Annotated in this window: 16 protein-coding genes; 8 read left to right on the top strand and 8 right to left on the bottom strand. The window is 62.2% G+C overall.

The genetic code is table 11. From position 1 onward, the window contains the following. Positions 1 to 8: 8 nt before the first annotated feature. The 5 genes from LCQ44_RS01490 to LCQ44_RS01470 form a co-directional block, all read right to left on the bottom strand. On the bottom strand, positions 9 to 773 hold the full coding sequence (locus LCQ44_RS01490) for an amino acid ABC transporter ATP-binding protein (protein WP_022094659.1): 765 nt from the start codon (positions 771 to 773) through the stop codon (positions 9 to 11). A 36-nt stretch (positions 774 to 809) separates the two neighbouring features. Next, positions 810 to 1,643: an amino acid ABC transporter permease gene (locus tag LCQ44_RS01485; protein ID WP_225093878.1), complete on the bottom strand. Its 834-nt coding sequence runs from the start codon at positions 1,641 to 1,643 to the stop codon at positions 810 to 812. Next, positions 1,640 to 2,299, bottom strand: coding sequence for an amino acid ABC transporter permease (locus LCQ44_RS01480; protein WP_225093877.1), 660 nt, complete (start codon positions 2,297 to 2,299; stop codon positions 1,640 to 1,642). Before LCQ44_RS01480 ends, LCQ44_RS01485 begins: the two co-directional genes overlap by 4 nt. A gap of 139 nt (positions 2,300 to 2,438) precedes the next feature. Further along, a complete protein-coding gene (locus tag LCQ44_RS01475) occupies positions 2,439 to 3,434 on the bottom strand; it encodes a glutamate ABC transporter substrate-binding protein (RefSeq protein ID WP_225093876.1) in 996 nt (331 codons plus the stop codon). Positions 3,435 to 3,891: 457 nt separating this feature from the next. Continuing rightward, positions 3,892 to 5,673: a 1-deoxy-D-xylulose-5-phosphate synthase gene (locus LCQ44_RS01470; protein ID WP_225093875.1), complete on the bottom strand. Its 1,782-nt coding sequence runs from the start codon at positions 5,671 to 5,673 to the stop codon at positions 3,892 to 3,894. A 227-nt stretch (positions 5,674 to 5,900) separates the two neighbouring features. Between LCQ44_RS01470 and LCQ44_RS01465 the strand changes: the two genes are divergently transcribed. From LCQ44_RS01465 to LCQ44_RS01440, 6 genes are all read left to right on the top strand, one after another. Beyond that, positions 5,901 to 6,437, top strand: coding sequence for an HD domain-containing protein (locus tag LCQ44_RS01465; protein WP_225093874.1), 537 nt, complete (start codon positions 5,901 to 5,903; stop codon positions 6,435 to 6,437). 3 nt (positions 6,438 to 6,440) lie between these two features. Beyond that, complete coding sequence (locus LCQ44_RS01460; RefSeq protein ID WP_225093873.1) at positions 6,441 to 7,460, top strand: putative ABC transporter permease; 1,020 nt, start codon at positions 6,441 to 6,443, stop codon at positions 7,458 to 7,460. A 260-nt stretch (positions 7,461 to 7,720) separates the two neighbouring features. Further along, a complete protein-coding gene (locus LCQ44_RS01450; RefSeq protein WP_225093872.1) occupies positions 7,721 to 8,578 on the top strand; it encodes an HAD-IIB family hydrolase in 858 nt (285 codons plus the stop codon). 156 nt (positions 8,579 to 8,734) lie between these two features. Further along, the gene (locus tag LCQ44_RS09995) at positions 8,735 to 8,860 is read left to right on the top strand and encodes a hypothetical protein (RefSeq protein ID WP_022094649.1); all 126 of its coding nucleotides are present in this window, start codon (positions 8,735 to 8,737) and stop codon (positions 8,858 to 8,860) included. 275 nt (positions 8,861 to 9,135) lie between these two features. After that, complete coding sequence (locus LCQ44_RS01445; protein WP_225093871.1) at positions 9,136 to 9,846, top strand: TetR/AcrR family transcriptional regulator; 711 nt, start codon at positions 9,136 to 9,138, stop codon at positions 9,844 to 9,846. A gap of 11 nt (positions 9,847 to 9,857) precedes the next feature. Next, on the top strand, positions 9,858 to 14,639 hold the full coding sequence (locus LCQ44_RS01440; protein WP_225093870.1) for a 2-hydroxyacyl-CoA dehydratase: 4,782 nt from the start codon (positions 9,858 to 9,860) through the stop codon (positions 14,637 to 14,639). Between the two features lie 568 nt (positions 14,640 to 15,207). On the opposite strand, the gene LCQ44_RS01435 is transcribed toward LCQ44_RS01440, so the two are convergent. Then, entirely contained in the window at positions 15,208 to 16,470 is a 1,263-nt protein-coding gene (locus LCQ44_RS01435; protein WP_225093555.1) for an IS30 family transposase, read from the bottom strand. Positions 16,471 to 16,769: 299 nt separating this feature from the next. Between LCQ44_RS01435 and LCQ44_RS01430 the strand changes: the two genes are divergently transcribed. After that, positions 16,770 to 17,219: a hypothetical protein gene (locus tag LCQ44_RS01430; RefSeq protein ID WP_225093869.1), complete on the top strand. Its 450-nt coding sequence runs from the start codon at positions 16,770 to 16,772 to the stop codon at positions 17,217 to 17,219. A 125-nt stretch (positions 17,220 to 17,344) separates the two neighbouring features. Here LCQ44_RS01430 and LCQ44_RS01425 read toward each other — a convergent pair whose 3' ends face one another. Both LCQ44_RS01425 and LCQ44_RS01420 read right to left on the bottom strand, forming a co-directional pair. Continuing rightward, positions 17,345 to 18,484, bottom strand: coding sequence for a DUF389 domain-containing protein (locus LCQ44_RS01425; RefSeq protein ID WP_225093868.1), 1,140 nt, complete (start codon positions 18,482 to 18,484; stop codon positions 17,345 to 17,347). A 598-nt stretch (positions 18,485 to 19,082) separates the two neighbouring features. After that, positions 19,083 to 20,240 carry an IS110 family RNA-guided transposase gene (locus LCQ44_RS01420; protein ID WP_225093533.1) on the bottom strand — a complete coding sequence of 386 codons (1,158 nt, stop codon included), beginning with the start codon at positions 20,238 to 20,240 and terminating at the stop codon, positions 19,083 to 19,085. Between the two features lie 269 nt (positions 20,241 to 20,509). Between LCQ44_RS01420 and LCQ44_RS01415 the strand changes: the two genes are divergently transcribed. After that, positions 20,510 to 23,788, top strand: coding sequence for a CAP domain-containing protein (locus LCQ44_RS01415; RefSeq protein ID WP_225093867.1), 3,279 nt, complete (start codon positions 20,510 to 20,512; stop codon positions 23,786 to 23,788). Positions 23,789 to 23,980 lie beyond the last annotated feature (192 nt).

Raw genomic sequence — 23,980 nt, 5'->3', positions numbered from 1 at the left:
GTGGCTGGCTAGTGCCCCTTGATGGAGTTGAGGAAGTCCTGGGCGCGCTTGGTCTGGGGATGGTCGAAGAACTCGTCGGGTGTGCCGGTTTCCACGATCTGGCCGTCGGCCATAAACACGACGCGATCGGCAACGCGGCGTGCGAAGTTCATCTCGTGCGTGATGACGATCATCGTCATGCCCTGCTGGGCTAGACGGACCATGACCTCGAGCACCTCGTTGATCATCTCGGGGTCAAGGGCGCTCGTGGGCTCGTCAAAAAGCATGGCCTTGGGTTGCATGGCAAGCGAGCGGGCGATGGCTACGCGCTGCTGTTGGCCGCCCGAAAGCTGTGCGGGCACCTTATCGGCCTGCTCGGCAACGCCCACGCGGCCCAGCAGGTCCATGGCGCGCTCGCGGGCCTCGTCCTTGGAGACACCCAGTACGTCGACCGGTCCCAGCATGACGTTCTGCAGGACGGTCATATGTGCGAACAGGTTGAACTGCTGAAACACCATGCCCAGCTCGGCACGCATGCGGGCAAGATCCTTGCCTTCCTGCGGCAGGGGCTCGCCCTCGATGAGGATCTCGCCCGAGTCGATGGTTTCCAGACGGTTGATGGTGCGGCACATGGTCGACTTGCCCGAGCCCGAGGGTCCAATCACAACGACGACCTCGCCGCGGTCGACCGAGAGATTGATGTCGTTGAGGACGTGCAGATCGCCATAGTGCTTATCGACGTGTCTGAGCTCGATCAGCGGCTGATTGCCGGTGGAAGAGGTGCTCTGTGCCATGGTGCTCGGCTCCTTATGACTCGAAATGGTAAAGCGTTAGCGGATGATGGTCGCGCCGGTCTTGTGCGAAACATAGACAGCGGCCTTGTTGATCGCGACGTTGATGAGGATGTAGATGACCGCGATTACCAGGTAGACCGACACGAGGGCGTCGTAGTTGGTAATGAGCACGCGGGCGTTTTGCATGAGGTCGGGGTAGCTCACCACATAGGCGACGGTGGTGTCTTTGACTACGACCACAAGCTGCGAAATCAACGACGGAATGATAAACCGAATAGCCTGCGGCAACACGATTTTAAAGGTGATTTTGGCCTTGGAGAGACCGAGCGCCTGGGCGGCCTCGACCTGGCCGCGCGGCACGGCATTGACGCCGGCGCGGAAAATCTCGGCCAGCACGCCGGCTGCAGCGAGCGCGACGGGAAGCGTGAGCATCCAAAACGACGGCAGCGAGATCTTGTACTGGGGCAGCACCAAAAAGAAGAAGTAGATGAACAGCAGGCTCGGCACGCCGCGGAAGAAATCCGTGAGCACACGGCAAACCAGCTGGAGCGGCTTAATGTCGCTGGTGCGGCCGAGCATAAGGGCTAGGCCCAGCACCAGCGCGATGGCGCCAGCGGTGAGTGCGACTTTAACGGTGCCCTCAAAGCCGGCAAGCAAGAACTTCCAGGTGGTGAGGTGCGTAAAGAAATACCAATAGTGGACCGAAAGCTGGCCGGTCACATAAAAGCGCTGCAGTACCAGGGCGACGAGCACGGCGACGGCAACGAGCGAGATAGCGGTGCCGATGCGAATCTTGGCGCGCATCTTGGGGCCGGGAGCCTCGTAGAGCGCATCGCGCATGGTAAGTGCAGGGGAGGAATGCTTGCTCATCGGAGGATCCTCACCTTCTTATCGATGTAGTTGCCAATGTGGCTCACCACAAAGGCCGTGCCCAGGTAGCCGAGTGCCGAGATAAAGAACGCGACGACGCCGCCGAGCGAGCGCGTGTTGATGTAGCTCACCACGCCGGTGAGCTCCTGCGGTTTAAGCGGCACCTGGCTACCGAGCGCGGTGGTGAGCATGACGGCGATAAAGAGGTTGGTCATGGGCAGCACGCTTGAGCGCAGTGCCTGTGGAATCACGATCTTGGCGAGGATACGGCTGAAGCTCATGCCGAGCGAACGGGCGGCTTCCACCTGGCCGACGCCGACGGTGTTGATGCCGCTCATAAAGTTCTCGGAACCAAAGGCCGAGCCCAAAAGGACCGTGGCGACGATAACGCAGGTGCGGTAGGGCAGGACGACCTTGAGCGGCGGAAGCGCATAGACGACGATGATAAGCAGCGCGATGCCGGGGATGTTACGGAAGACCTGGACATACAGGTCACCAAAGACGCGCAGCGGCTTGAGCGGCGACACGCGCATCACGGTGACGGCGACAGCCAGCACCATGGCGATGGCAAACGACTCAAGCGTCATGCCCCAGGTTGCTAGCAGCGCGTCGATATAGTTCTGGCCATAGAGCGACCAGAGCTCGGAGAGACTCATGCGGACCTCCCGCCGATAAGGAAAGGGGCTCCCGTGTGTACGGAAGCCCCGACAACTCAGTGAGGAAACAGTTTAGCGCAATAAAGCGAATCGTGCGTTTCCGTATGGTTTCGCAGCGGCTGATGCCCAGCTTGCGAGCTTAGGCGCCGACCTCGGGGAGCTCGGGAACATTGGTGTCGCCCGTACGGTCACCAATGCAGATCTGCCACAGCTCGGTCCAGGTGCCATCGTCCTCGATCTTCTTAAGGAAGTCGTTAACGAAGGCGACGCCGTCGGAATCGAGCGGCAGGCCGATGCCGTAGGGCTCCTTGCTGCCGAAGGGCTTGCCGGCGATCTTGTACTTACCGGGCTCGCGGACCAGGGCGCTTTGCTGCATGTTGTTGTCGATGACATAGGCGTCAACGCGACCCTGCTGGAGTGCCTGGCGGGCCTCCTCGTCGGTCTTGAACTCCTGCTGGCTGGCCTTGGGAGCGAACTCCTCCAGGATGGCGGGGCCGTTGGAGCCAGACTGGACGGCGACGTTCTTGTCGGCCAGGTCGTCGACGCTCTTGATGTCGTCGTTATCGGCGAGCACCAGGATAGCCTGCTGGGTGTAGTAGTAGGGACCGGCAAAGGAGACAAGCTTCTTGCGCTCGTCGGTGATGGTGTAGGTGGCAAAGACGGCGTCGACCTGGCCGTTCTGCAGGACGGACTCGCGCGTGTCCGAGGTCACCTGGGTGATCTCGACCTTGTTCTCGCCCAGAATGTAGTTGGACAGGAGCTGTGCGATACCGGCGTCGAAGCCGCGGGTCTGACCGTCTTTCTCGTTGAGGAGGGAGAAGAGCGTAGAGGTCTGAACGCCACCGATCTTAAAGACGCCGGCGTCCTTGACGGCCGTAGCCCAGGTGCTGGCGGCGATGGCGTCGTCATCGGCCTTGGGGCCGTTGTCGACGAGCTTGTCGAACGCCTTAGCGTCGAGCGTGGCGGAAACTTCGGTATCCTCGGAGCCCTTGGAGGAGCCGGCGGCGGAACCCTTGTCGGCCTCGGCGCTGGTGTCGGAGCAGCCGGCAAGACCAAGGCCGGCGACGGTTGCGAAGGTGGCGGCAACGAAGCCGCGGCGGTCGAGAACGACCTGCTGGGAGAGGTTCTTGCTCATGGTAGAACACCTTTCTCAATAAAATCCCTAGCGGTTGAGTAGAGTTATACCCTATCGCGCTCAAATGGGTCAACACGAAATAACTCAGAAACATACTTACCTTATGGGTAATTCTACCTACCAAAAAGGGACAGGCACCTTTGTGGTGGTCCTGGCCGATGCGGTGGCATGCCTTGCTGCTTTGTCTCAATCTGTAACATCTGCAGCCATTTTTGCCGAGTAACTGTTACAGATCGAGATTTTCTCTTCAGGGGAATTCGAATGTCTCAATCTGTAACATCTGGACGGCCAAAAGGTCCCTATCTGTTACAGATTGAGACAAACGTCGGGGACTAAGACGTCTTGTCTCGATCTGTAACAGTTAGACGGGAATTCAGGCCATAGATGTTACAGATTGAGATAATCGCGTCGCGAAAATAAAAACCTCCGCAGGGATGCTTTCCTTGCGGAGGTTTTCTTACTCGTTGAGTAGCCTTACGGTTTCGGCGGCCATGTTCTCGACCGTCATGCCGTTCTGCGCGAGCAGTTCGTTGGGATCGTAGCGGTCGGGAAAGCCCTTGGCGATGCCAAAGGTGCGCGTGCGCAACGGCGTGCATGCCAGATAGCATGCCACGCGCTCGCCCCAGCCGCCGTCCAAGATGCCGTCCTCGAGGGTGACGACGACGCGATGCTCGGCGGCAAGACTGTCGAGGAACTCGCGGTCGAGCTCGGTTGCAAAGCGCGGGTTGACGAGCGTGGCCTCGATGCCGTACTCGGCAGTCAGACGGTTTGCCACGCGCTCACCCAGCTCAAAGAAATCGCCAAGCGCGAGCACGGCAACGTCGCGGCCCTGACGCACCACGTTGTAGCGAACGGCGCTGTAGTCGGTGTCTTCGGCGGGCGCAAGGTCGGGGCGGCTTACCAGGCCGATGCCCGGTACGCGGATTGCCACGGGATGCTCGCGGTGGTCGAGCGACCAGCTCAGCATGGACAGATATTCCTCCATGCAGGCCGGCGCCAAGTAGTGCATGTTGGGAAGACCGCCCAACATGGAAATATCAAAGAACGAGAGGTGCGTCTCGGACGTGGTGCCAAAGATTGACGCACCAAACACCAAAATGGTTGCCGGGGCGTCGTTGAGGCACAGGTCGTGCCAGAGTTCGTCGTAGGCGCGCTGCAAAAACGTGCCGTACACACCAAAGACTGGCTTGGCGCCCGAGCGCGCAAGCGCGGTGGCAAAGGTCACGGCGTGCTCCTCGGCAATGCCCACATCGACGAACTGTTTGCCGGCGGCAGCGCGAAGCTCGGGTGTAAAGCCCATGATGTAGGGTGTGGCGGCCGTGATGCCCACGACCTGCGGATCGCGCTCGATGGCGGCGCTGAGCGCCTCGCCCGTAATGTCGGCGTAGGTGCGCGGCGCAGGCTCGCTCGGATGGCCCGGGCAGAGCTTGCGCCCGGTCGCCATGTCAAACGGACCCACGTGGTGCCAGCGTTCGGGGTCGCTCTGGGCCGGCTCAAAGCCCTTGCCCTTGGCGGTGGAGGCGTGCAGCACGATGGGATGATCGATATTGCGCAGTTCCTGCAGCGCGTCGACTAGGGCCAACACGTCGTTGCCGGCGTCCAAATAACGGTAGTCGAGTCCCATCGCGCGGAAAACGTTGCGCTCACAGGTGCCGTTGCTGGCGCGCAGCTCGGCCAGATTGCGATAGAGGCCACCGTGGTTCTCGGCGATGGACTGGTCGTTATCGTTGACGATGATGATCAGGTTGCTGTCGAGTTCGGCGGCATTGTTGAAGCCCTCAAACGCCAGGCCGCCCGAAAGCGAGCCGTCGCCAATGATGGTGATGACGTTGTACGCATCGCCCGCCAGGTCACGAGCGTGCGCCAGGCCGCAGCCCAGGCTCACCGACGTGGAGGTATGGCCCATGGCGAACAGGTCGTGCTCGGACTCGTCGGGATTGGCAAAGCCAGAGGCCTCGCCAAAGCGCTTCGGATCGATATAAGTGTACGCGCGCCCAGTCAGCGCCTTGTGGGCGTAGGTCTGGTGCGAAACGTCAAAGAGAATCTTGTCGATAGGGGAGTTAAACACGCGATGGAGCGCGACCGTAAGCTCAACGACGCCCAGGTTGGGGGCAACGTGCCCGCCGACGGCGGCGGAGCTTTCGAGGATGGCGTGGCGAATCTCGTCGCAGAGCTGCGGGAGCTCGGCACGATTAAGAGCCTTGACGTCCTCGGGCGTTGTCGTTTGCGTAAGCAGCATCGTTGTGGGTTACTCCATGCGAATCGAGCGCCGGCGCTCCCTCGGCCGACACAATTGCACAAGACAGTCTCGCACATTTTGGCGTTTGATATGTGACGGCGGCGCGGTAATTCGCCAACTGGTGGGGCAAAACGTTTTGTCCGATGCCATACTGATAGATTCGATGATGATTTTTTCAATACGTGCAGGCCGTGGCTTGCCGCCGTGAGCCGCTGGAAGGAGGCAGCATGTCCGATGCCGTTCGTGCCGAGAAAATCGCGCACGAGGTCGACGATGCCGCCCGCCAGCTCGCCCAGGCGGGCCGCTTGGACCTGACGCGCGAGTTTATCCAGCATGGCGACGTGACGGTCTATGCACATGTGACCTCGGTGGCACGGGCAAGTCTGTCCTTTGCCGAGCACTTGGGCCGTGCTGGCATTTCGATCGACCGTGCCTCGCTGCTGCGCGGGGCCTTGCTGCACGACTACTTTCTCTATGATTGGCACGACCCCGACCCGAGCCATCGACTGCACGGATTTCGACATCCGTTTTTTGCCCTGGCGCGTGCCGAGGAAGATTTTGAGCTGACGCCGCGAGAGCGGAATATTATCGTGCGGCATATGTTTCCGCTGGTGCCGGTGCCGCCGACGTGTCGCGAGGCGTGGATTGTTTGTCTGGCGGATAAATGGTGTGCTCTGCGTGAGACGGTCGCCGGCCGCCTGCCGCGCAAGGACGAGACGGACGATAGCGTGAGTAAAGCATCGAGTGAAAAGAGGAGAGGGTAGACGGTGGGGACCGCAATCGACATGTCCTTTGACGGCGCGACGCTTGCCGCCTGCCCGCTTTCGGCACTGGTGCTCTCGTTTGCCTTCTACGGTTTTTGCGGCTGGGCATGGGAATCGACAGTCTGCGCCATGCTCAACCACGGACGCTTTGCCAACAGCGGCTTTTTGCTGGGACCGTGTTGCCCTATCTATGGCGCGGGCGGCATTGCCTGCTGGCTGCTGTTGCGCGGGATTCCGGATGCCCCGAGCCAGTTTGTCGCTGCAGCGCTCGTATGCAGCGTGATTGAGTACAGCGTAGGCGTGCTGTTGGAAAAAACAACGGGCGCTCGCTTTTGGGACTATTCGCATCTGCCGTTTAACCTGCACGGACGTATCTGTCTGTACTGGGCCTGCGCGTTTGGCCTGGGTGCGTTGTGCATTTGCCGTTTAGTGGAGCCGGCATTGCTGGGGCTGCTTGGCCATCTGCCGGTGCTGATTGTGCGGTTGTCCGCCTTTATCGTCGCGGTCGCGATGATGGTCGACGCGTTGTGCTCATTGGCGAGCTGGCGGCGTCTGTCTGATCAGCTGGAGCGCGTCCGGGCCGACCTTGCCGACCGCATCAACGAGTCGCTTGCCGATGCCTCGGACTCAATGCTCGAGCGCATTCCCGAATCGACGATTGACTCGGTGACACAGACGCACATCCGTAGCCGTGCCGTTAACGCGTGGCTGGCCGAGCTGGGTGACGCCGCGCTCGATGCCCTGCGCGAGAAGGCTTCAATGCCGACGTTTATCGCGGATGGTGCTCGCGGCCTGGCACTTGCTGCCCGCTGCGTGGCCGATGCCGCGCCGAGCATGCCGCGTCCGTCGCTCAGTCGTCGCCTTGCCGGCAAGCGCATAAGCCGTCCGGTGCCGAGCGTGTCACTCAGCCGCCGCGACCTGCGCTTCTTCAATGCCTTCCCGCGCTTGCGTATCAACCGCTACGAGGGCGTCATCCGAGCTACCGACCTTCGTGACCGAGCCCGCGAGCTGTTCCGCCACTAGCCGGGACGGGCGCGCTCACGGCTTCCTTGCTCGCGTATTTCCCGTTGGTTTCGCGCCCGTTGCCGCGCCGTTTCCAAGATTGCGGTGCCGTTGGAGACGGCAAGATTTGGGTCGAGCCGGTCGAGGAGGTTATCCGCATCCGCACCGGCGAACATGGCCCCTCTGCGGTGTAGGACAATCTTTCGCCTGACGGGCGTGCCTCTCTTGGGGCGCGCCCGTTCTCGTCTACAATATCGTGCAGACGAAGGAGAGGCATGCCCATGATCAAGATGTTTGCGAGTGACTTAGACGGAACGCTGCTGAACGCCCTGCATGAGGCGGATGGGACCATCCGCCGTGCCATTCGCGAGCTGACCGAGGCTGGCTTGCATGTGGTTCCCGCGACCGGACGCTCGACGCTGCCGATCGGCGAGCATGGCTTTACGGGCCTGGCGCTTGACGCTTGCTGCTCCAATGGGTCCATCGTGCGCAACAGCCATGGCGAAGTGCTCAAGACCTGGACCATCGACCCGCAGGTTACCGAGGAGCTGCTCAAGGCGTTCCCGGACATTTGCTTCGACTGCTCCACGCCTGACGGCATGTTCTCGAGCGGATCGTTTGAGATGCACCAGGCGGGCTTTAAAAAGGACAGTCCTGTCAAGCGCATCGTGATGCGCGGCATGCGTGCACGTGGCGGCTATCACGAGGAGCAGTATTTCGACCAGTCGATCGGTGACATCTTGCGCCACGATGTGTGTAAGATCAACTGTCGCGTAACCTCGCCCGAGCTGGAGCGTGACCTTAAGGCGTATCTTGCCGAGCGCTCCGACCGCGTGGTCAACGCGCCGTTCGATCCGGTGATGTTCGAGATCACGGACGTGGCGTGCAACAAGGGCGAGAGCGTGGCCTGGCTGGCGGGCTACTACGGCATTGCCGAGGATGAGGTCGCGGTTTACGGAGACGGCGGCAACGACATCGCCATGCTCAAACGCTTCCGCCACAGCTACGCGACCAAAAACGCAAGCGATGCTGCCAAGGCCGCCGCGAGCGCGACTATCGGCAGCTGCATGGTCCACGCCGTCCCCAAACACATGCTCGCCACCATGCGCAAGCAGAATTCCTGCACCGTAATCGAATAATGTGACAAAGGGACAGCCCCTTTGTCACAGGTGAAGCTGGTCTCTTGAAATACGAACAAACATTCGCATATCTAACTGCGCTTTGATAGAATTGATACTGTTGGCGGCAGTTCCATGTGCCGGGCAGCGCCCTCCATCTGATGGGAGGTGATGCCCATGACCGATTTGATTGATTTCGTGAGACTTCTGACCGCTTTGGTCTCGTTCTTCACGGCACTTGTCGGCCTTTCCGAGGCACTCAAGCAGCGTTCGAAGCGCAACAGAAGGGGTCGCCGCCGCTAAGGCGTTGACCCCCTAATGCAAACAACGGCGCTGCCCAGCTTTCCAGAACTTGGGCTGCCGTCGACACTATTCTACCCACGAATGACATTTTGAACAATCGGCAATGCCGCTTCAAAAGCCAGGCACAACTGGCACAACCTAGGCGGTCGCTGAATGTGACAAAGGGACAGCCCCTTTGTCACATCCAAAATATTGCCTTTACGTGTTGATACACACGGTGTGCAATAATACTCGCACTGTGCAATAGCGCGCAGACTGAGTAACAAGGAGGACGCTTGTCCCAGCTCGAGAAATGTGATCGCCGGTCCCTTCGCTCGCAGCGTGCCCTACGCCAAGCACTTGCCAGCGAGCTTGCCGAAAGCGGCGACCTTTCGCACATTAATGTCGCGTCGCTCACCGAGCGCGCTGGCCTTACGCGCCGCACGTTCTATTCGCACTACCGCGATATTCCCGACTTTATCAATCAAATCGAGGACGGCTTGCTGGCCGAGATCCGCGAGCGCATTGAGCTCATCACCGCAGCTCAGTTGCCCGATCTCTATCACAACATCGATGAGCTCGAGCCGGCGCCCGGTTCGGTTGAGTTGCTGCGCTACCTTGCGGCCAACCGCGATTTAATCGGATCGCTGCTGGGCCCGGGCGGCGACCAGGCTTTCATTAAGAAGATTATCGACACCGCGCGTGAGGCCGTGGTGCCTCGTGCACAGACGGGCATTTTGGGCCTGGCGCTGGGCACGTTCTTTGACTACTACGTTACCTACGTCGTGAGCGCCGAGGTCGGCATGATTCAGCGCTGGTTTGAGCACGGCCTCACCGAATCGCCCGAGGCCATGGCACGCATTATGACGGTTATCGCCTTTGTGCGTCCCGGCGACCTATATGGTCAACCCATCGATATCAACGTGCCGGAATACGGCTTGAAGCTATTGAACCTGCAGCTCGAGGATACGGCCGACACCGCCGCAACCGTCGAGTCCAACAACTAAGAGGAGAGATAATGAGCAAACTCGTCGATGGCATCAAGGATCGCATGGTCGCTGCCGCACGCGAGGCCGCGCCCGCCGTGGTGGACGCCGCGCAGAAGGCCGCGACCGCGGCTGCCGAGAAAGTTGCCGAGGCAGTTGCCGATGCCAAGAACGCGGCAGGGGAGACGTCCGTCGCCAGCGAGCCCGCTACCGCTGCCGAGCCCGTAGCCGCCGCCCACGCCCCCGAAGGCGCGATCTTCAACCCCGAGAACGCTCGCGGCAACCTGCACCTGGGCATCGACGTGGGCTCCACCACCGTTAAACTTGCCGTGCTCAACGACGACAACCAGATCGTCTACGCCAAGTACCAGCGCCACCACACCGACGTCCGTGCCTGCGCCCGCGACCTGTTCGAGGGCGCTGCGACCGTGCTGCCGACGGCCCAGATGACCTGCGCCATCACCGGCTCGGGCGGCCTTCTGCTGTCCCAGTGGCTCGACCTGGAGTTTGTCCAGGAGGTCATCGCCAGCAAGCGTGCCGTCGAGACCCTCATCCCGGCCACCGATGTCGCCATCGAGCTGGGCGGCGAGGATGCCAAGATCATCTACTTCGATAACGGCATCGAGCAGCGCATGAACGGCACCTGCGCCGGCGGCACGGGTGCGTTCATCGACCAGATGGCAACCCTGCTCCACACCGACGCCAGCGGCCTCAACGAGCTCGCGGCCAACGCCACCACCATCTATCCCATCGCCAGCCGCTGCGGCGTTTTTGCCAAGACCGACGTGCAGCCGCTGCTCAACGAGGGCGCCCGCCCCGAGGACGTGGCCGCCTCCATCTTCCAGGCTGTCGTGACCCAGACCATCTCGGGCCTGGCGTGCGGCCGTCCCATCCGCGGCAACGTCGCCTTCCTGGGCGGCCCGCTGCAGTATCTCTCCGAGCTGCGCCACCGCTTCTACCTCACGCTCAATCTGGACGAGGAGCACCGTATCGTGCCCCAAAACGCTCACCTGTTTGTGGCGAGCGGCGCCGCCATGGCGCACGAGTCCAACAAGCTCAGCACGTTCCCGCAGCTCATCGGGGCCATCGATGCCCTGGGTGACACGCAGGGTGCCGAGGTCGAGCGTCTGGATCCGCTCTTTGCCACCGACGAGGACTTTGCCGAGTTCAAGACCCGCCACGACACCGAGGTCGTCCCCAAGGGCAAGCTCGAAGGCTACACCGGACGCGTGTTCATCGGCATCGACGCCGGCTCCACCACCATGAAGGCCGCGCTCGTGGGCGAGGACGGTCAGCTGCTGCACACCTGGTACGGCAACAACAACGGCGACATCCTAGGCACGGCCAAGGTCATCATGGCCGATTTCTACAACCACATCCCCGCGGGCTGCACCATCGGCCACGTGACCACCACGGGCTACGGTGAGGCGCTGCTCATCGAGGCCCTCAAGGCCGATTCCGGCGAGATCGAGACCGTCGCGCACCTGCGCGGCGCCAAGGCGTTCCTGCCCGGCGTCGAGTTCATTCTGGACATTGGCGGCCAGGACATGAAGTGCCTGCGCGTCAAGGACGGCGTCATCGAGCACATCATGCTCAACGAGGCCTGCTCGTCGGGTTGCGGTAGCTTTATCGAGAGCTTCGCCGTCTCTATGAACATGGACGTGCGCGCGTTCGCCAACGCCGCCATCCATGCCAAAGCCCCGGTCGACCTGGGAAGTCGCTGCACGGTCTTTATGAACTCGCGCGTCAAGCAGGCGCAAAAGGAAGGCGCCACGGTGGGCGATATCGCGGCAGGTCTGTCTTATTCCGTCATCAAGAATGCCCTGTTCAAGGTCATTAAGCTGCGCGATCCCAAGGAGATCGGCAGCCAGGTAATCGTCCAGGGTGGCACCTTTATGTCCGATGCCACGCTGCGCGCGTTTGAGCAGCTCACCGGCGTTCATGCCGTGCGTCCCGACATCGCCGGCTGCATGGGCGCCTACGGTGCGGCCCTGCTCGCCCGCGATCGCGCCGGCGCCGACGGCACCTCGACCATTCTTTCGGCTGAGGACATCGCGCACCTCACCGTGACGCAAAAGCATGTCCGCTGCGGCCGTTGCTCCAACAACTGCCAGCTTACCGTCAACGACTTTGGCGGTGGCAGGCGCTTCATTACCGGCAACCGCTGCGAGAAGGGCGCCGGCCACAAAAAGCAGAAGACCGAGGCCCCCAACCTCTTCAAAAAGAAAAACGAGCTGCTCTTTAACCGCGAGGTCCTGAGCCCCGACGAGGCCCCGCGCGGCACCGTCGGCATCCCGCGCGCGCTCAACATGTACGAGAACTACCCCTTCTGGCATGCGTTCTTTACGCGCCTGGGCTTTAGCGTGCAGCTGTCCGACCAGTCGAGTAAGAAGACCTACCAGGCGGGCATCGAGTCCATGCCGTCCGAGAGCGTGTGCTATCCGGCCAAGATGAGCCACGGCCACGTGATGAACCTTATCGACCGTGACGTCGACTTTATCTGGATGCCGTGCGTGCGCTGGGAGCGCAAGGAGGATCCGACCGCCGGTAACTGCTATAACTGCCCCATCGTCATGAGCTACCCCACGGCGTTGGCACTCAACATCGACGAGATCCGCGAGCAGAACATCGAGTTCCTGTACCCGTTTGTGCCCTATCACGATAAGACCGAGCTCAAGCGCCGTCTGTACCAGGTGCTCGCCGTCGACCGTGTGGCCGATGCGCAAGCCGGTCGCGGTCGCGTGCGTGGACCCAAGATCACGCGCTCTGAGGTCGATGCCGCCGTCAACGCTGCCTTTGAGGCCGATGCGCGTTTCCACGAGGACATCCAGACCATGGGTGAGGAGGCCCTTAAGTGGGTCGAGGACCACGGCGGTCACGGCATCGTGCTCGCCGGTCGTCCCTACCATAACGACCCCGAGATCAACCATGCCCTGCCCGAGCTTATCTCGAGCTTTGGCTTTGCGGTCTTTACCGAGGATTCGCTCGCGCATCTGGTAAAGCCCGAGCGTCCGATTCGCGTCGTCGACCAGTGGATGTACCACAGCCGCCTGTACGCCGTCGCCCGTTTTGTAACGATGCGCAACGACCTGGACCTGATTCAGCTCAACTCTTTCGGCTGCGGTCTGGACGCCCTGACCACCGACCAGGTGCAGGAGATTCTGGAAGCCAGCGGCAAGATCTACACCGTGCTCAAGATCGACGAGGTATCCAACCTGGGTGCCGCGCGCATCCGCATCCGCTCGCTCATGGCCGCGCTTAAGGACCAGGAGGCCGAGCGCCTGGCCGAGGCCACGGCCGCGGGCGAGGCATACGAGCAGGGCGATGCCGCGCCGGTGGCGCCCTCCACGGATGCCCCCGCGTTCGCGAGCCGCAAGTACACGTTTGAGGCTCAGCGCGAGAGTGCTTCGACCGCGTGGCCCAAGGTGCCCTTTACCGAGCAGATGCGCGACGAGGGCTACACCATCCTGTGCCCGCAGATGGCGCCGATTCACTTTGACCTGGTCAAAGAGGTGTTCCGCGGTGCCGGCTACAACTTGGAGCTGCTGCCCTCGACCGATCACGATGCTGTCGAGGCCGGCCTGCGCTATGTGAACAATGACATTTGCTACCCGTCGATTCTGGTAACGGGCCAGATTATGGAGGCCATCGAGAGTGGTCGGTACGACCTGTCCAAGACAGCTGTGGTCATCAGCCAGACCGGTGGCGGCTGCCGTGCCACCAACTACATCGCACTCATCCGCAAGGCCCTGCGCGAGAGCGGCCACCCCGAGATTCCGGTGATCTCGCTTTCGGCCGTGGCGCTCGGCGAGGACAACCCCGGCTTTAAGATTACGCCGGCGCTGCTTAAGCAGGCAGTCTACGCGGTGCTCTTTGGCGACGTGATGATGCAGATGCTCTATCGTTGCCGCCCGTACGAGGCAACGCCCGGTGCTGCCAACGCACTCTACGAGGAGTACATGGCGCGTGCCCGCAAGCTGGCGCCTAAGTTCAACAGGCACAACTACACCAAGCTTGCGCGTGAGGCCATCCGCGCGTTCGACACTATGCCGCTCGTGGGCGAGGGTACCAAGCCGCGCGTGGGCGTGGTTGGCGAGATCTTGGTCAAGTTCCATCCCACAGCCAACAACCACGTGGTCGATGTCATCGAGCGCGAGGGCTGCGAGGCAGTGGTGCCGGGCCTGCTCGACTTCTTCCTGTACTCCATGAGCAACGCCGAGCTGCAGAAGGACGAGCTGGGAAGCTCTGCCACTACGCGCGCGGGCATGCAGGCGCTCATCAAGCTCGTGGACTGGATGCGTACGCCGGTGGAGGAGATGCTCGAAAAGTCCCGCCGCTTTGAGGCTCCCGAGCGCATCGGCGCCATGGCCGACAAGGCCCGCACGGTGCTTTCGGTGTGCAACAACATGGGCGAGGGCTGGCTGCTCACGGCCGAGATGCTCGACTTGATCGATCATGGCGCACCCAATATCATCTGCACGCAGCCCTTCGCGTGCCTGCCCAATCACGTGGTGGGCAAGGCCGTGATTAAGGAGCTGCGCCGTCAGCACCCCGAGAGCAATATCGTCGCGGTGGACTACGACCCTGGTGCGTCCGAGGTCAACCAGCTCAACCGCATTAAGCTCATGATCAGCGTGGCCAAGGAAAACATGCGCGCCGGCAAGGGCTTTAAGCTCGAGAAGGTGGCGCCGCTCGCGATGGACGAGGTCACCGGCCAGATGCGCGCCCATGACGGCTGCGTGAGCTGCGGGCCGGCCAGCGAAGAGGCCGTTGCATCGGTCGCCGAGCGTCTGGGACGCGGCATTAAGAAGTAACTGGCCTGCTTTGGGCTAGATATGAGGCAAACGGGTGGTAGCCGTGCCGGCTACCACCCGTTTTTGCTGGACATATGTTGCGCAAATGACCTTGCTACAGCCTTCCGTGGGCTCGCCAGAGTTTTGGGCCGGCTCGGGCTTTGAGGGCAAGTTGCTGCAAGCCCAGGGCGATTTTTCGCTCAACGCAGGCCAGCACAGCGTGACCTATCTGCCAAACGACGAGATGATCGCTGCGGACTGCCCATCGCCACCTACGAGATGGAAGCCGATAAGTACATCTACCGCGTGTACAAGTACGAGCTGTAGGGCCGCGCTTAGGTTTGACCAATGGAGTATGAAAACAGGTTGATTTTCAATCTCAACGCAACAGCCTGAACGGGCCCCGCGTTTCCGCAGCTAGCGCAACGCGGAAATAGCCCCCGGCACCTGCTCGTCGCCTCGTTTCCGCAGGTGGAGAGGCTGTGGAGGCCGGTGCCCCCATGCCGCCGCCGCATGCTCCGCCAGCCCGCCGCGCAGCCGTTCCGGACTCAGCGCAACGGGCCCTCCGGCCCATGTCCCGGCCCGCCGCCTATCCCGCCAGCGGCCCCTCGCCCCTCGCGGCCCTGGCCCTGTCGATGCAGCCGGGCGTGAGGTCGAGCTCGCCGGGCGCCAGCTCCTCTATCCCGAACGCGTCCATGAGGGCGGAGGCGTCCTCCCCGAGGGCCGCCCGCAGCACGCGCGCCGGCGTCAGGAACCCGAGCGCCCCCCTCGGCTCGGAGTTCACCTGCGACATGAGCAGCGCGCAGTCCGCCGCCGTCAGCCGGTCGAACCTGGCCCCTGCGCCCTTGGGCAGCAGCTTCCTGATCTCCACGTGGTTCTTCTCGCACGCGCCCTTCTGCTGGCTCTGCCGGGGGTCGCAGTAGAAGAGCCTGGTCTCGCCGTCCCGCTCGCCGAACAGCGCCGCGATGGCGCCCTCGTCGGCGAACTCGCTCCCGTTGTCGGTGAGCACGGCGCCGAAGGCGCGCCTCGCGCCGTCCTCGCCGAGGACCCCGCGCAGGGAGGAGAGCGCCGCCAGGACCGAGGCGCACGTGCCGTCCGGCAGCGGCAGGGCCAGCTGGAAGCGGCTCGGGCGGTGCAGGAGCGTGAGGAGCCTGGCGGAGTCGCCCCTGGGGCCCTCGACGGTGTCCATCTCCCAGGCCGCGGCGCAGGCGTCCTCGCCGAGCGCGAGGAACGACGCGTGCGACCTGCGCGCCGAGTGGGACGTCGCCCTCTTCGGGGCCCGGCGCGACCTCGGCCTGTAGCCGACCTTGCGCCTGAGCTCCATGTTCGTCATGCCGTCGTAGCCGGCGTCCACCCACCTGTAGACGGTGGAGGCGCTGAGCCCGGGGGTCGTCGCCGCTATCTGCTGCGGGGAGAGCCCGCGCGCGAGCCCGTCCCTGATGGCCGCTAGCTTGGCGGCGGCGCCCTCCTCGGTCTCGTCGATCCCGGACCTGCTCGCCGAGAGCTCGGCGTCGGCCGCCTCCTGCGCCCTCCTGGCGCTGTAGAACACCCTGGGCCTCCTCGAGCAGCCGTAGCCCCTCCTGTGCGAGCAGCCGTTGCAGCACCTCGGCCACGCGGAGAGCCTGGGGCAGGCCCCCGACAGGTCCGCGGGCGCGGGCTCGCCGTAGCGCGAGCGCGGCGCGGTGACGTAGCGGTGCGCCGCCACCTCCCTGGTCACGGTCGACGGCGACCTGCCGAGCTCCGCGGCGATCTCGCGGGCGCTGCGGTTGCGGTCGAGCATCCTCTCGACCGTGTTCCTCTCGTGCCTCGTGAGCCTCCCGTACGACCTTCCGGACGGCTTGGGTCTGGACATGCCGGCCTCCCTCCATCGCGGGCCGGGGGATTCCGGCCCCTCTGGGGTTGCCTACCCGGATTCGCGCCTCAGGACTCAGCGCAACGCGTTGCGCTGAGTCCTGAGGCTGTTGCAATGAAAATGAGAATCAAGGGAGTATGAAAACACGCCGTTCGCCGATGCCCCCTCCGCGAGTAGCAGCCATATGGTTTGATATCATAAACATATAGCTGTCGCCAGCCTGCTGGCGACGTTCCCCCTGATATCGGAGGTTCCAGGTATGTTTCGTGCTCCGTTAAACAACTATCGGTTGGGCTAACATGGGTCGCCGTGCTATTTCGATAACCCTTGCAGTGGTCTGCCTGGCTGTGCTCTTGGGCGCTACAGGGCTGTTTGCTATAAGCCGAGAAACGTCCTATATGCAGGAATGTGCTTCCGAAGGGTTTGCCATTGATGGTTACTATCGGGATGACAAAACGAGTCTGGAAACCCTGGCTTTTCTTGAGGAGGACAACTGTCGATGGCAGCTGGTCGACCAAGACGGAATCTGCACAGACGGGCAGTTTAAGCGTACGGATGACCCCAACATCCTGGTATTAAAGAAGGAAAACGGCAAAGAATTCGGTACGGTTCACGTTGCGTATATATCGCGCCGACGCAATCAGGGGCAGATTTACCTAATTAGAGATACTAAGGTGACCCGATTTTATCTTGTGAGCACCGATCCGGCGTTTACGGTGGAGTCTGGCGATGTCGATCTGGACAGTTGATTCACGGCAATAAAACAGCGAGCGGGGCGCGGGTGTGAACTGCACCCCGCTATTTGCTCGTGTCCGTATCGCATCTGCGCCTCGTCGTAACTTGCGTCCGTGCAGGCATTCATCCCGCGCCGGCATCACTTCACATCGAACTCCACGCGGTCGAGTTCGGGCACGTTGAGGTCGATGAGCTTGCGGGCTACGTGGCGGTCGTGCGCCCCGAGCGCCTCGCTCGTTGTCACATGGGCGACAACCTCGCGCTCGACGATGCCCTCTTCCTCGCCTTCGGTAGCCGAGGTCTCGACGGCGACGGTGTAATCTTTAAAACCCGGCAGCACCGCGGCAAGCTCGCGCGTGGTTTCGGTGACGCCGTAGCCGTCCTGCACGCCGGCCTGCGCCGAGCCAATGGAACCCGCGGTCATAACGATGCAGGGGATGGCAAAGACTACCGTGCCCACAATAATGCGGCGGCGCACCTTGCGTGACAGCTCGTCGACCTCGGCGTTTTCCTTGGCGGTCACAATGCCGTCGCCGTTGAGGTCGCGCTTGAGCGGTACACGTAAAAGAAGCAATACGGCTTCGGCCGCCAGCGCGATAAAGACCACGTTGATGCCAAACTCATAAAGCGCCGAGAGAAATAGCGACCCGCTTGCGATGGCGATGCCGTAGCCCGCCGCGCACAGGGGCGGCATGAGCGCGGTCGCCACGGCCACGCCGGCGATGAGCGTGGCGGGTTCCTGGTCGCGCGAGTTGCCTAGGCCGCCCGCAAAGCCGCCCGCGAGCGCGACGGCAAGGTCCCACACAGTCGGTGTCGAATTGTCGATGATGGCGGCCGTGGTGGTGCCGAGGGACGAGAGCTTAAAGTACAACGTGGATGTGACCAGGCAAAAGGCCATTTGCAGCGCAAGGCTGGCGACGGCTTCGACGGTAATCTCGCGGTCGAGCGTGGCGATGCCATATGCCATGGCAAGGACCGATCCCATAAGCGGGCAGATGAGCATGGCGCCCACGATGGCGATGTCCGAATCGATATCGAGGCCGATGCTTGCGATGAGCATGGCGATGATGAGGATACACAGGTGAGAGCCAGTCAGACGCGCGCCGTTTACAAAACGCTTGCGGATCACGTGATAGGGCGCGCGTCCCTCGCGAATGTTGAATGCGCGCTTGAGGAAGCGGGTGATGTTTTCCATGGCTTCGCTATGAGCGGGGCGGATGCCGTGACGTCGATGATGACGCTCGCGCAGTCGCTTGATCTGTTGTTTGTCGAGTTCCATGTCCACCTCGTTCCAGCGCGGTCCGCGCAACGCGCCCGTTGTCCTAACTCTACACCGTGGCGGGCGGGGTGTCTGTTGGATGCGGAATCCGATAGGGCGGATGACGCGGGAGCAAATGCAAATCACAGGCTCAATTCCATCCCGCGAGAATATGATGCACCAGCTCCTTCAAATGTGACGAAACTGTGAAGCACGAGAGCGTGAATTTCAAAAAATACGCTGGTCGCCAATGTTGCGCAACAGAATTCAAAAATCGACAGCTACCGTTTGATACGTATGGATACATCCGTGTCAAAGGGAGAAAGCCATGGCAAACTACAGTCCACAACACTTTGGGCCTCGGGCCAAGACTGTCAACGTCAAGGGCGTTGCTAACCGCGCCGTCGCAACCGTTTTGACGGCGGGCCTCATCGCTCAGCCGCTCATGTCGCCGCTGGCGGCAATCGCCGCACCATCAACCGATAACGGCGATTCTGTTCAGGGGGGGGGTGTTCCTATAGTTTTGTCAACTGGGCAATGCTGTTTTCGAGATTGAATCGCGACATGCTAACGCCAGGCCTTTCGGCCGATGGGCTCCAATCTGTTCGGAGCGCTTCGACTAGGCGGCGTAGGGCACCCTGTCCCGCATGATCGCGTAGATGACCTTCAGCCTCTTTCGTGCCAGCGCCTTGAGCGCCTTGCCGTGCGGCATGCCCCGCTCTCGGCACCTAGCGTAGTAATCGCCCCATCTTCCCTCTGTCCGGGTAAGGCAGTTGCACGAGAATATGAGCAGGTTCTTCAGCCTCTTGTTGCCTTGGCGCGATGCCGTCACCGAGGAGATCGAGGTCCCCGACTGGCGGTTGCGCGGCGCCAGGCCGCAGTACGACGCGAGCCTGTCGTGGCTTGGGAAGTCTTCGATATCTATGGAGATCGCGAGCTCGGAAGCGGTTTTGGGGCCGATCCCCGGCACCGTCAGGAGGCATCGGTAGGTATCGTCGCCCTCGAGGAGGGCGGATATCTCCGCCGTGATCACATCGATCTCCGCCGAGTTCTCGGAGATCCTGCGCGCGAGCAGCCTCACCGCCCGGTCCTCGGCGGCGATGGCCGCCGCGTCCGGCCTTGTCGAGGAGGCCGTCGAGCGGACGAGGGCCTCGATCTTGCCGCGCGCCGCCCCGCGCGTGAGCGCCGCCGCCCTGCGGGGCCCGGCGTCGGCCACCGACCAGGCCCCGCCGAGGGATGCCATGAGCCTCAGCTGGGGACCGTCGGACAGGTCGACCAACGCCTCGAAGGCGGGGCACGATTCCAGCAGGATGCTGCGCAGCCGGTTCTTGCTCCTGGTGTTTTCGCAGGTCAGGAAGTTTCTCTGGGCGGCCAGCGCCCTCGCCGCCGCGACCGTCGGGCCCGGATCCCCGACCGGCAGGAGTGCGTCGGGGATGCCCAGCGCCGTCTTCGCGATGACCATTGCGTCCCGCTCGTCGGTCTTGGCGTCGCCGGCGAAGAGCCTGGCGGCCCCGTGTGCCGCGAGTCCCGGTAGGTACGCCGCCGACATCCCGGCCGCCTTGGCGCGGGCGAGCGCGAGGGCGCCTATGTTGCGCGACTGGTCGACGACCACGAGCGCGTCGGGGAAGCGGCCGAACAGCGAGTCCAGATCGCCCTCCCTGTTCGCGACGGGGGCGCTCAGCAGTATCTCGCCGTCCCGGGTCGCGACGCATGCCCAATGGGACAATTTCCCGACATCGAGCCCGATGACGGCTTCCGGCATTCTAGGTGGTGCCACGGTGTTATCCTCCAATCGGTAGGCCGATCGGAACCCCTCCCTGCGACACCCACATTACCTGGCCGTGGCGCTTGCGCCCGGCAGTTTCCTATCAGTCGTCCGGAGCGGCGAGCGCCCCCGGTGGCAACACCCCCCGGGCCCTCTACGGGGCAGGGGCAGACGGCCATCCGGAGGCGCCCGATCGGCGGCCCCTCGGGGCTTGCCCGTATCGTAGGCAATGCGCCGAATGCTCGCCATCGAAATTTATCGGTGGCCCACTTCAGACTGTAATGGGTAGTTCTGTAGAGAACACCGTTGCCGCCGGTAACCAAGCGGTCGTAAAGACGGCTGCCCAGCTGGCCGAGGAGTCGGCAAAGCAGCTCAAGGACGCTCAGGCCGCCTACGATGCCGCCCAGAAGAAGGCCGACGCGGCGGGCCAGTCTCAAAAGCAGGCGCAGCAGCAAAAGAATCAGGCCTCGCAGGCTGTGAGCGACAACGAAATCGAGCAGAACGCAGCAGAAGTCGCCGCGCTCCAGGAGAAGATTGACGAGCTCAAAGCCGCCGTCGAAAAGACCGAGCAGCAGCAGAAGAAGCTGGGCGACCTGAACGATCAGCTCGATCAAGCCAACAAGAGTGTCGAGGATAAGACCCAGGCGCTCAAGGACGCCAAGGCAAAGCAGGATGAGGCCAAGAAGGCCCTCGACGATGCGCAGGCCAAGCTCGAGGCCATGGGTATGGACGAGTACGAGGCCGCCAAGAAGGCCGTCGAGGACGCGCAGGCAAAGCTCGATGACGCCAATAAGGCCGTTACTACTGCACAGGCCAATCTGGACCAGGCCAAGGCTACCGAGGCCAACGCTCAGCGGGAAAAGAAGGACACTGAGGCCGCTCTGACTTCCGCCCAGGCCAAGAAGCAGGAGACTGCCGCTGCTCTCGCAGCCGCAACCACCGCGCGCGATAACGCCCAGCAGAAGTTCAACCAGGCGCAGGCCGCGCTCGATGCTGCCGTCTCGGGTACGGGTGTCGACCTCAGTGCGCTTGAGGCCGCCAAGAACGCTGCTGCTGGTGAGCTCAAGACCGCGCAGGCCGCGCTCGAAGCTGCGACGACTGCAGACGCCACCGCACAGGCGAACCTGCAGGCGGCCCAGAATACCGTCGACGCCGCCCAGCAGAAGGCCAACGCCGCCAACGCTGCCGTGGCATCTGCCCAGTCTGCATACGATGCGGCAAACAAGGAGTACAAGGACGCGGCCAGTAAGCGTGACGCCGCGAAGACGGCATACGAGCAGGCCCAGCAGACCGAGGCCGACAAGAAGGCTGAGTACGATAAGCTTGTCGAAGTTCGCAAGCAGAAGCGCAGCGAGTGGGAGGCAGCCTGCGCCGCTTCGAACGCCGCGGAAAAGGCTTATGACGCTGCTAATGCCCAGGTTGAGGCTCTTGAGCAGCAGATTGCCGACCTCAAGTCGAACATGACCGTTGACCAGGAAGTCATCAGCCAGGGCATATTCGGCTTTATGGCCTACATCAGCAACAGCAGCGATTTCACCGCCCAGCAGAAGTCAAATGCAAGTACCGCCGCGTCGATGCTCATGGGGACGACAGAGAAACAGGACTGGTATGACAAGTACGTCGATCAGGACATGTCTCGCGACACCAATCCGCTCTCCTTGGAGCAGATGCGTAACGCCCTGACCTACCTCGATACCCAGAACAACCTCCGCAAGGCGAACGGCCAGTCTGAGCTTAGCGTCAGCCTCCGCATGACTGCGGCAGCCGCCCTCAATACATCATATTCATCGAACATCTGGGGACACTCGAACTGCTATTTCGATCAAGGTGAGAATCTTGCAGGCGGCGGCGGGGCATACACCGGAGGCGAGACCGAGGATACCCTCGGCTGGCCATATACCGGTCTCTACACCCAGGAGAAAAAGGCGTTCGATAAGTACGTCGAGCAGTATGGTGACGCACTTGGAAGCCATCGATATGATTCCTACTATATCTACCAGCACTACAACAGCATCTACCATGAGTGCGGGCACTATCTAAACATCATCGATGCCGGCGCGAAGGCTATCGGCATCGCGACCGGTAGCGGTAAGAATACCGATTCCGAGGTAACCGTTTTCGACTATAGCGGGAGCACGGGGCAGAAGGATTTCACTGTCTCCGAGTTCAAGAAGCTCGTGAACGACTACATCGACTCTGCCTATAACGCTGGCGGCACGCAGGCGCAGAAGGCGCAACTCAAGGAGCTTCAGGGCAAGCTCGCCGAGGCGCAGAAGAATTTTGGAACTACTAGGGAAGCTTACTTCGCAGCTGTAAACGGGCAGAATGCCGCCCAGGACGCTTTCACCGCAGCCGATGTGAACATGAACACCGCCAAGGGCGAGTACGAGAAGGCTCAGTCCGCTACTGCTGCCGCCAAGTCCGCCTACACCGCCGCCGAAGCCAAACTCAAGGGTATCGACGTCAATACGCCCAAGACCAAGCTCAACGCCGCCAAGGGCGAGGCCGCTACTGCCCAGGCAGCTCTCGATAAGGCAAACGTCACGCTTGCTGACGGCAAGGCAAAGGCAACCGATGCCGCTGCTCAAAAGGCGAAGGCTCGCAGCGCCCGCGATGCTGCCAAGGTAAAGTCCGATCAGGCCAAAGAGGCGTATGACAACGCTACCGCTTCGGTCAAGGACCTTGCCGCCAAGTGCGATGCCGCCAAGACGGATCTTGCGAACAAGCAGGGCACGCTTGACGATGCCAAGAAGGCCGACGACACTGCCCAGGCTGGCGTTGACAAGGCCCAGACCGCAGATACGCAAGCCGCGACCGCTCTTTCGGACGCCAAGCAGGCAGTTGCCGCCAAGACGCAGGCCCTGTCCGACGCACAGGCGAAGGTCAAGGCCGCCGAGGACGAGCTTGCCACCGCAAACAAGGCCTTCGAGCGCTTTGCCGGCGCCCAGAAGGCGGTCGACGACGCCAAGGTCGCCTATGACGCTGCCGTCGCCGGCGTCGCCGATGCCCAGAAGCAGCTCGAGGCCGCCAACGAAGCCGTCGTCGATGCGAATTTCGAGATCGTCAAGGCCAAGGCCGAGCTTGCCAGTGACGAGGCACTCAAGGCCGATCTTGAGGTTGTCGACCACAAGGCCTCTCTTGCCGCGGGCACGACGGGCAACGAGAAGCTGGTCAAGCTGAACGCTGCCTACGCTCGCTATAAGGCCGCCGTCGATGCCGCCGCTGGTCTCAAGGCTGCTCTGAGCGATGCCGACGCCAAGCTGTCCGATGCCAACGACGCCTATGCCGCTGCACTGGCCGAGCTCGGAGATGCCAAGGATGCCCTGGCTGCCGCGCAGGCCGAGTACGACAAGTATCATCCCAAGGCCGAGCCGCAGGCCAAGCCTCAGGTTGCGCAGGCTGCTGCAAAGGCTCCTGTCGCCAAGAAGAAGGTTGCGGACGCTGCGCTCGCCCAGACCGGTGATGACTCCGCGCTTGCGGGCGAGGTCTTCGTTATCGGCGGTATTACGCTCGTGGCCGCGGGCGTGACGCTGGGCGATCGTCGTCGCAAGCACATGTAATGATCCGGGCGTAGATTCTGCAACGAACTTCGCTTCATAGCAGGAACGCTTCGATAGCTTAACCGATAAGGCCGGCGCGCTGTTAAACGCAGCGCGCTGGCCTTTCTTTGCGTTGGTATCAAAAAGCCCGGTCGGTAGCCGCGAAAGCTACCGACCGGGCAAATCGTAGGCAATATGGTTGCTGTCGAGCAG

Origin of the sequence: Collinsella aerofaciens (assembly GCF_020181355.1) — a bacterium.
Taxonomy (GTDB): domain Bacteria; phylum Actinomycetota; class Coriobacteriia; order Coriobacteriales; family Coriobacteriaceae; genus Collinsella.
This window is presented reverse-complemented; position numbering and strand designations above follow the sequence as displayed.

Coding starts and splice junctions, on each gene's coding strand:
- LCQ44_RS01415 (WP_225093867.1), top strand. CDS start 20,510: ATGGGTAGTTCTGTAGAGAACACCGTTGCCGCCGGTAACCAAGCGGTC.
- LCQ44_RS01440 (WP_225093870.1), top strand. CDS start 9,858: ATGAGCAAACTCGTCGATGGCATCAAGGATCGCATGGTCGCTGCCGCA.
- LCQ44_RS01450 (WP_225093872.1), top strand. CDS start 7,721: ATGATCAAGATGTTTGCGAGTGACTTAGACGGAACGCTGCTGAACGCC.
- LCQ44_RS01465 (WP_225093874.1), top strand. CDS start 5,901: ATGTCCGATGCCGTTCGTGCCGAGAAAATCGCGCACGAGGTCGACGAT.
- LCQ44_RS01425 (WP_225093868.1), bottom strand. CDS start 18,484: ATGGAACTCGACAAACAACAGATCAAGCGACTGCGCGAGCGTCATCAT.
- LCQ44_RS09995 (WP_022094649.1), top strand. CDS start 8,735: ATGACCGATTTGATTGATTTCGTGAGACTTCTGACCGCTTTGGTCTCG.
- LCQ44_RS01430 (WP_225093869.1), top strand. CDS start 16,770: ATGGGTCGCCGTGCTATTTCGATAACCCTTGCAGTGGTCTGCCTGGCT.
- LCQ44_RS01475 (WP_225093876.1), bottom strand. CDS start 3,434: ATGAGCAAGAACCTCTCCCAGCAGGTCGTTCTCGACCGCCGCGGCTTC.
- LCQ44_RS01485 (WP_225093878.1), bottom strand. CDS start 1,643: ATGAGCAAGCATTCCTCCCCTGCACTTACCATGCGCGATGCGCTCTAC.
- LCQ44_RS01470 (WP_225093875.1), bottom strand. CDS start 5,673: ATGCTGCTTACGCAAACGACAACGCCCGAGGACGTCAAGGCTCTTAAT.
- LCQ44_RS01480 (WP_225093877.1), bottom strand. CDS start 2,299: ATGAGTCTCTCCGAGCTCTGGTCGCTCTATGGCCAGAACTATATCGAC.
- LCQ44_RS01490 (WP_022094659.1), bottom strand. CDS start 773: ATGGCACAGAGCACCTCTTCCACCGGCAATCAGCCGCTGATCGAGCTC.
- LCQ44_RS01435 (WP_225093555.1), bottom strand. CDS start 16,470: ATGTCCAGACCCAAGCCGTCCGGAAGGTCGTACGGGAGGCTCACGAGG.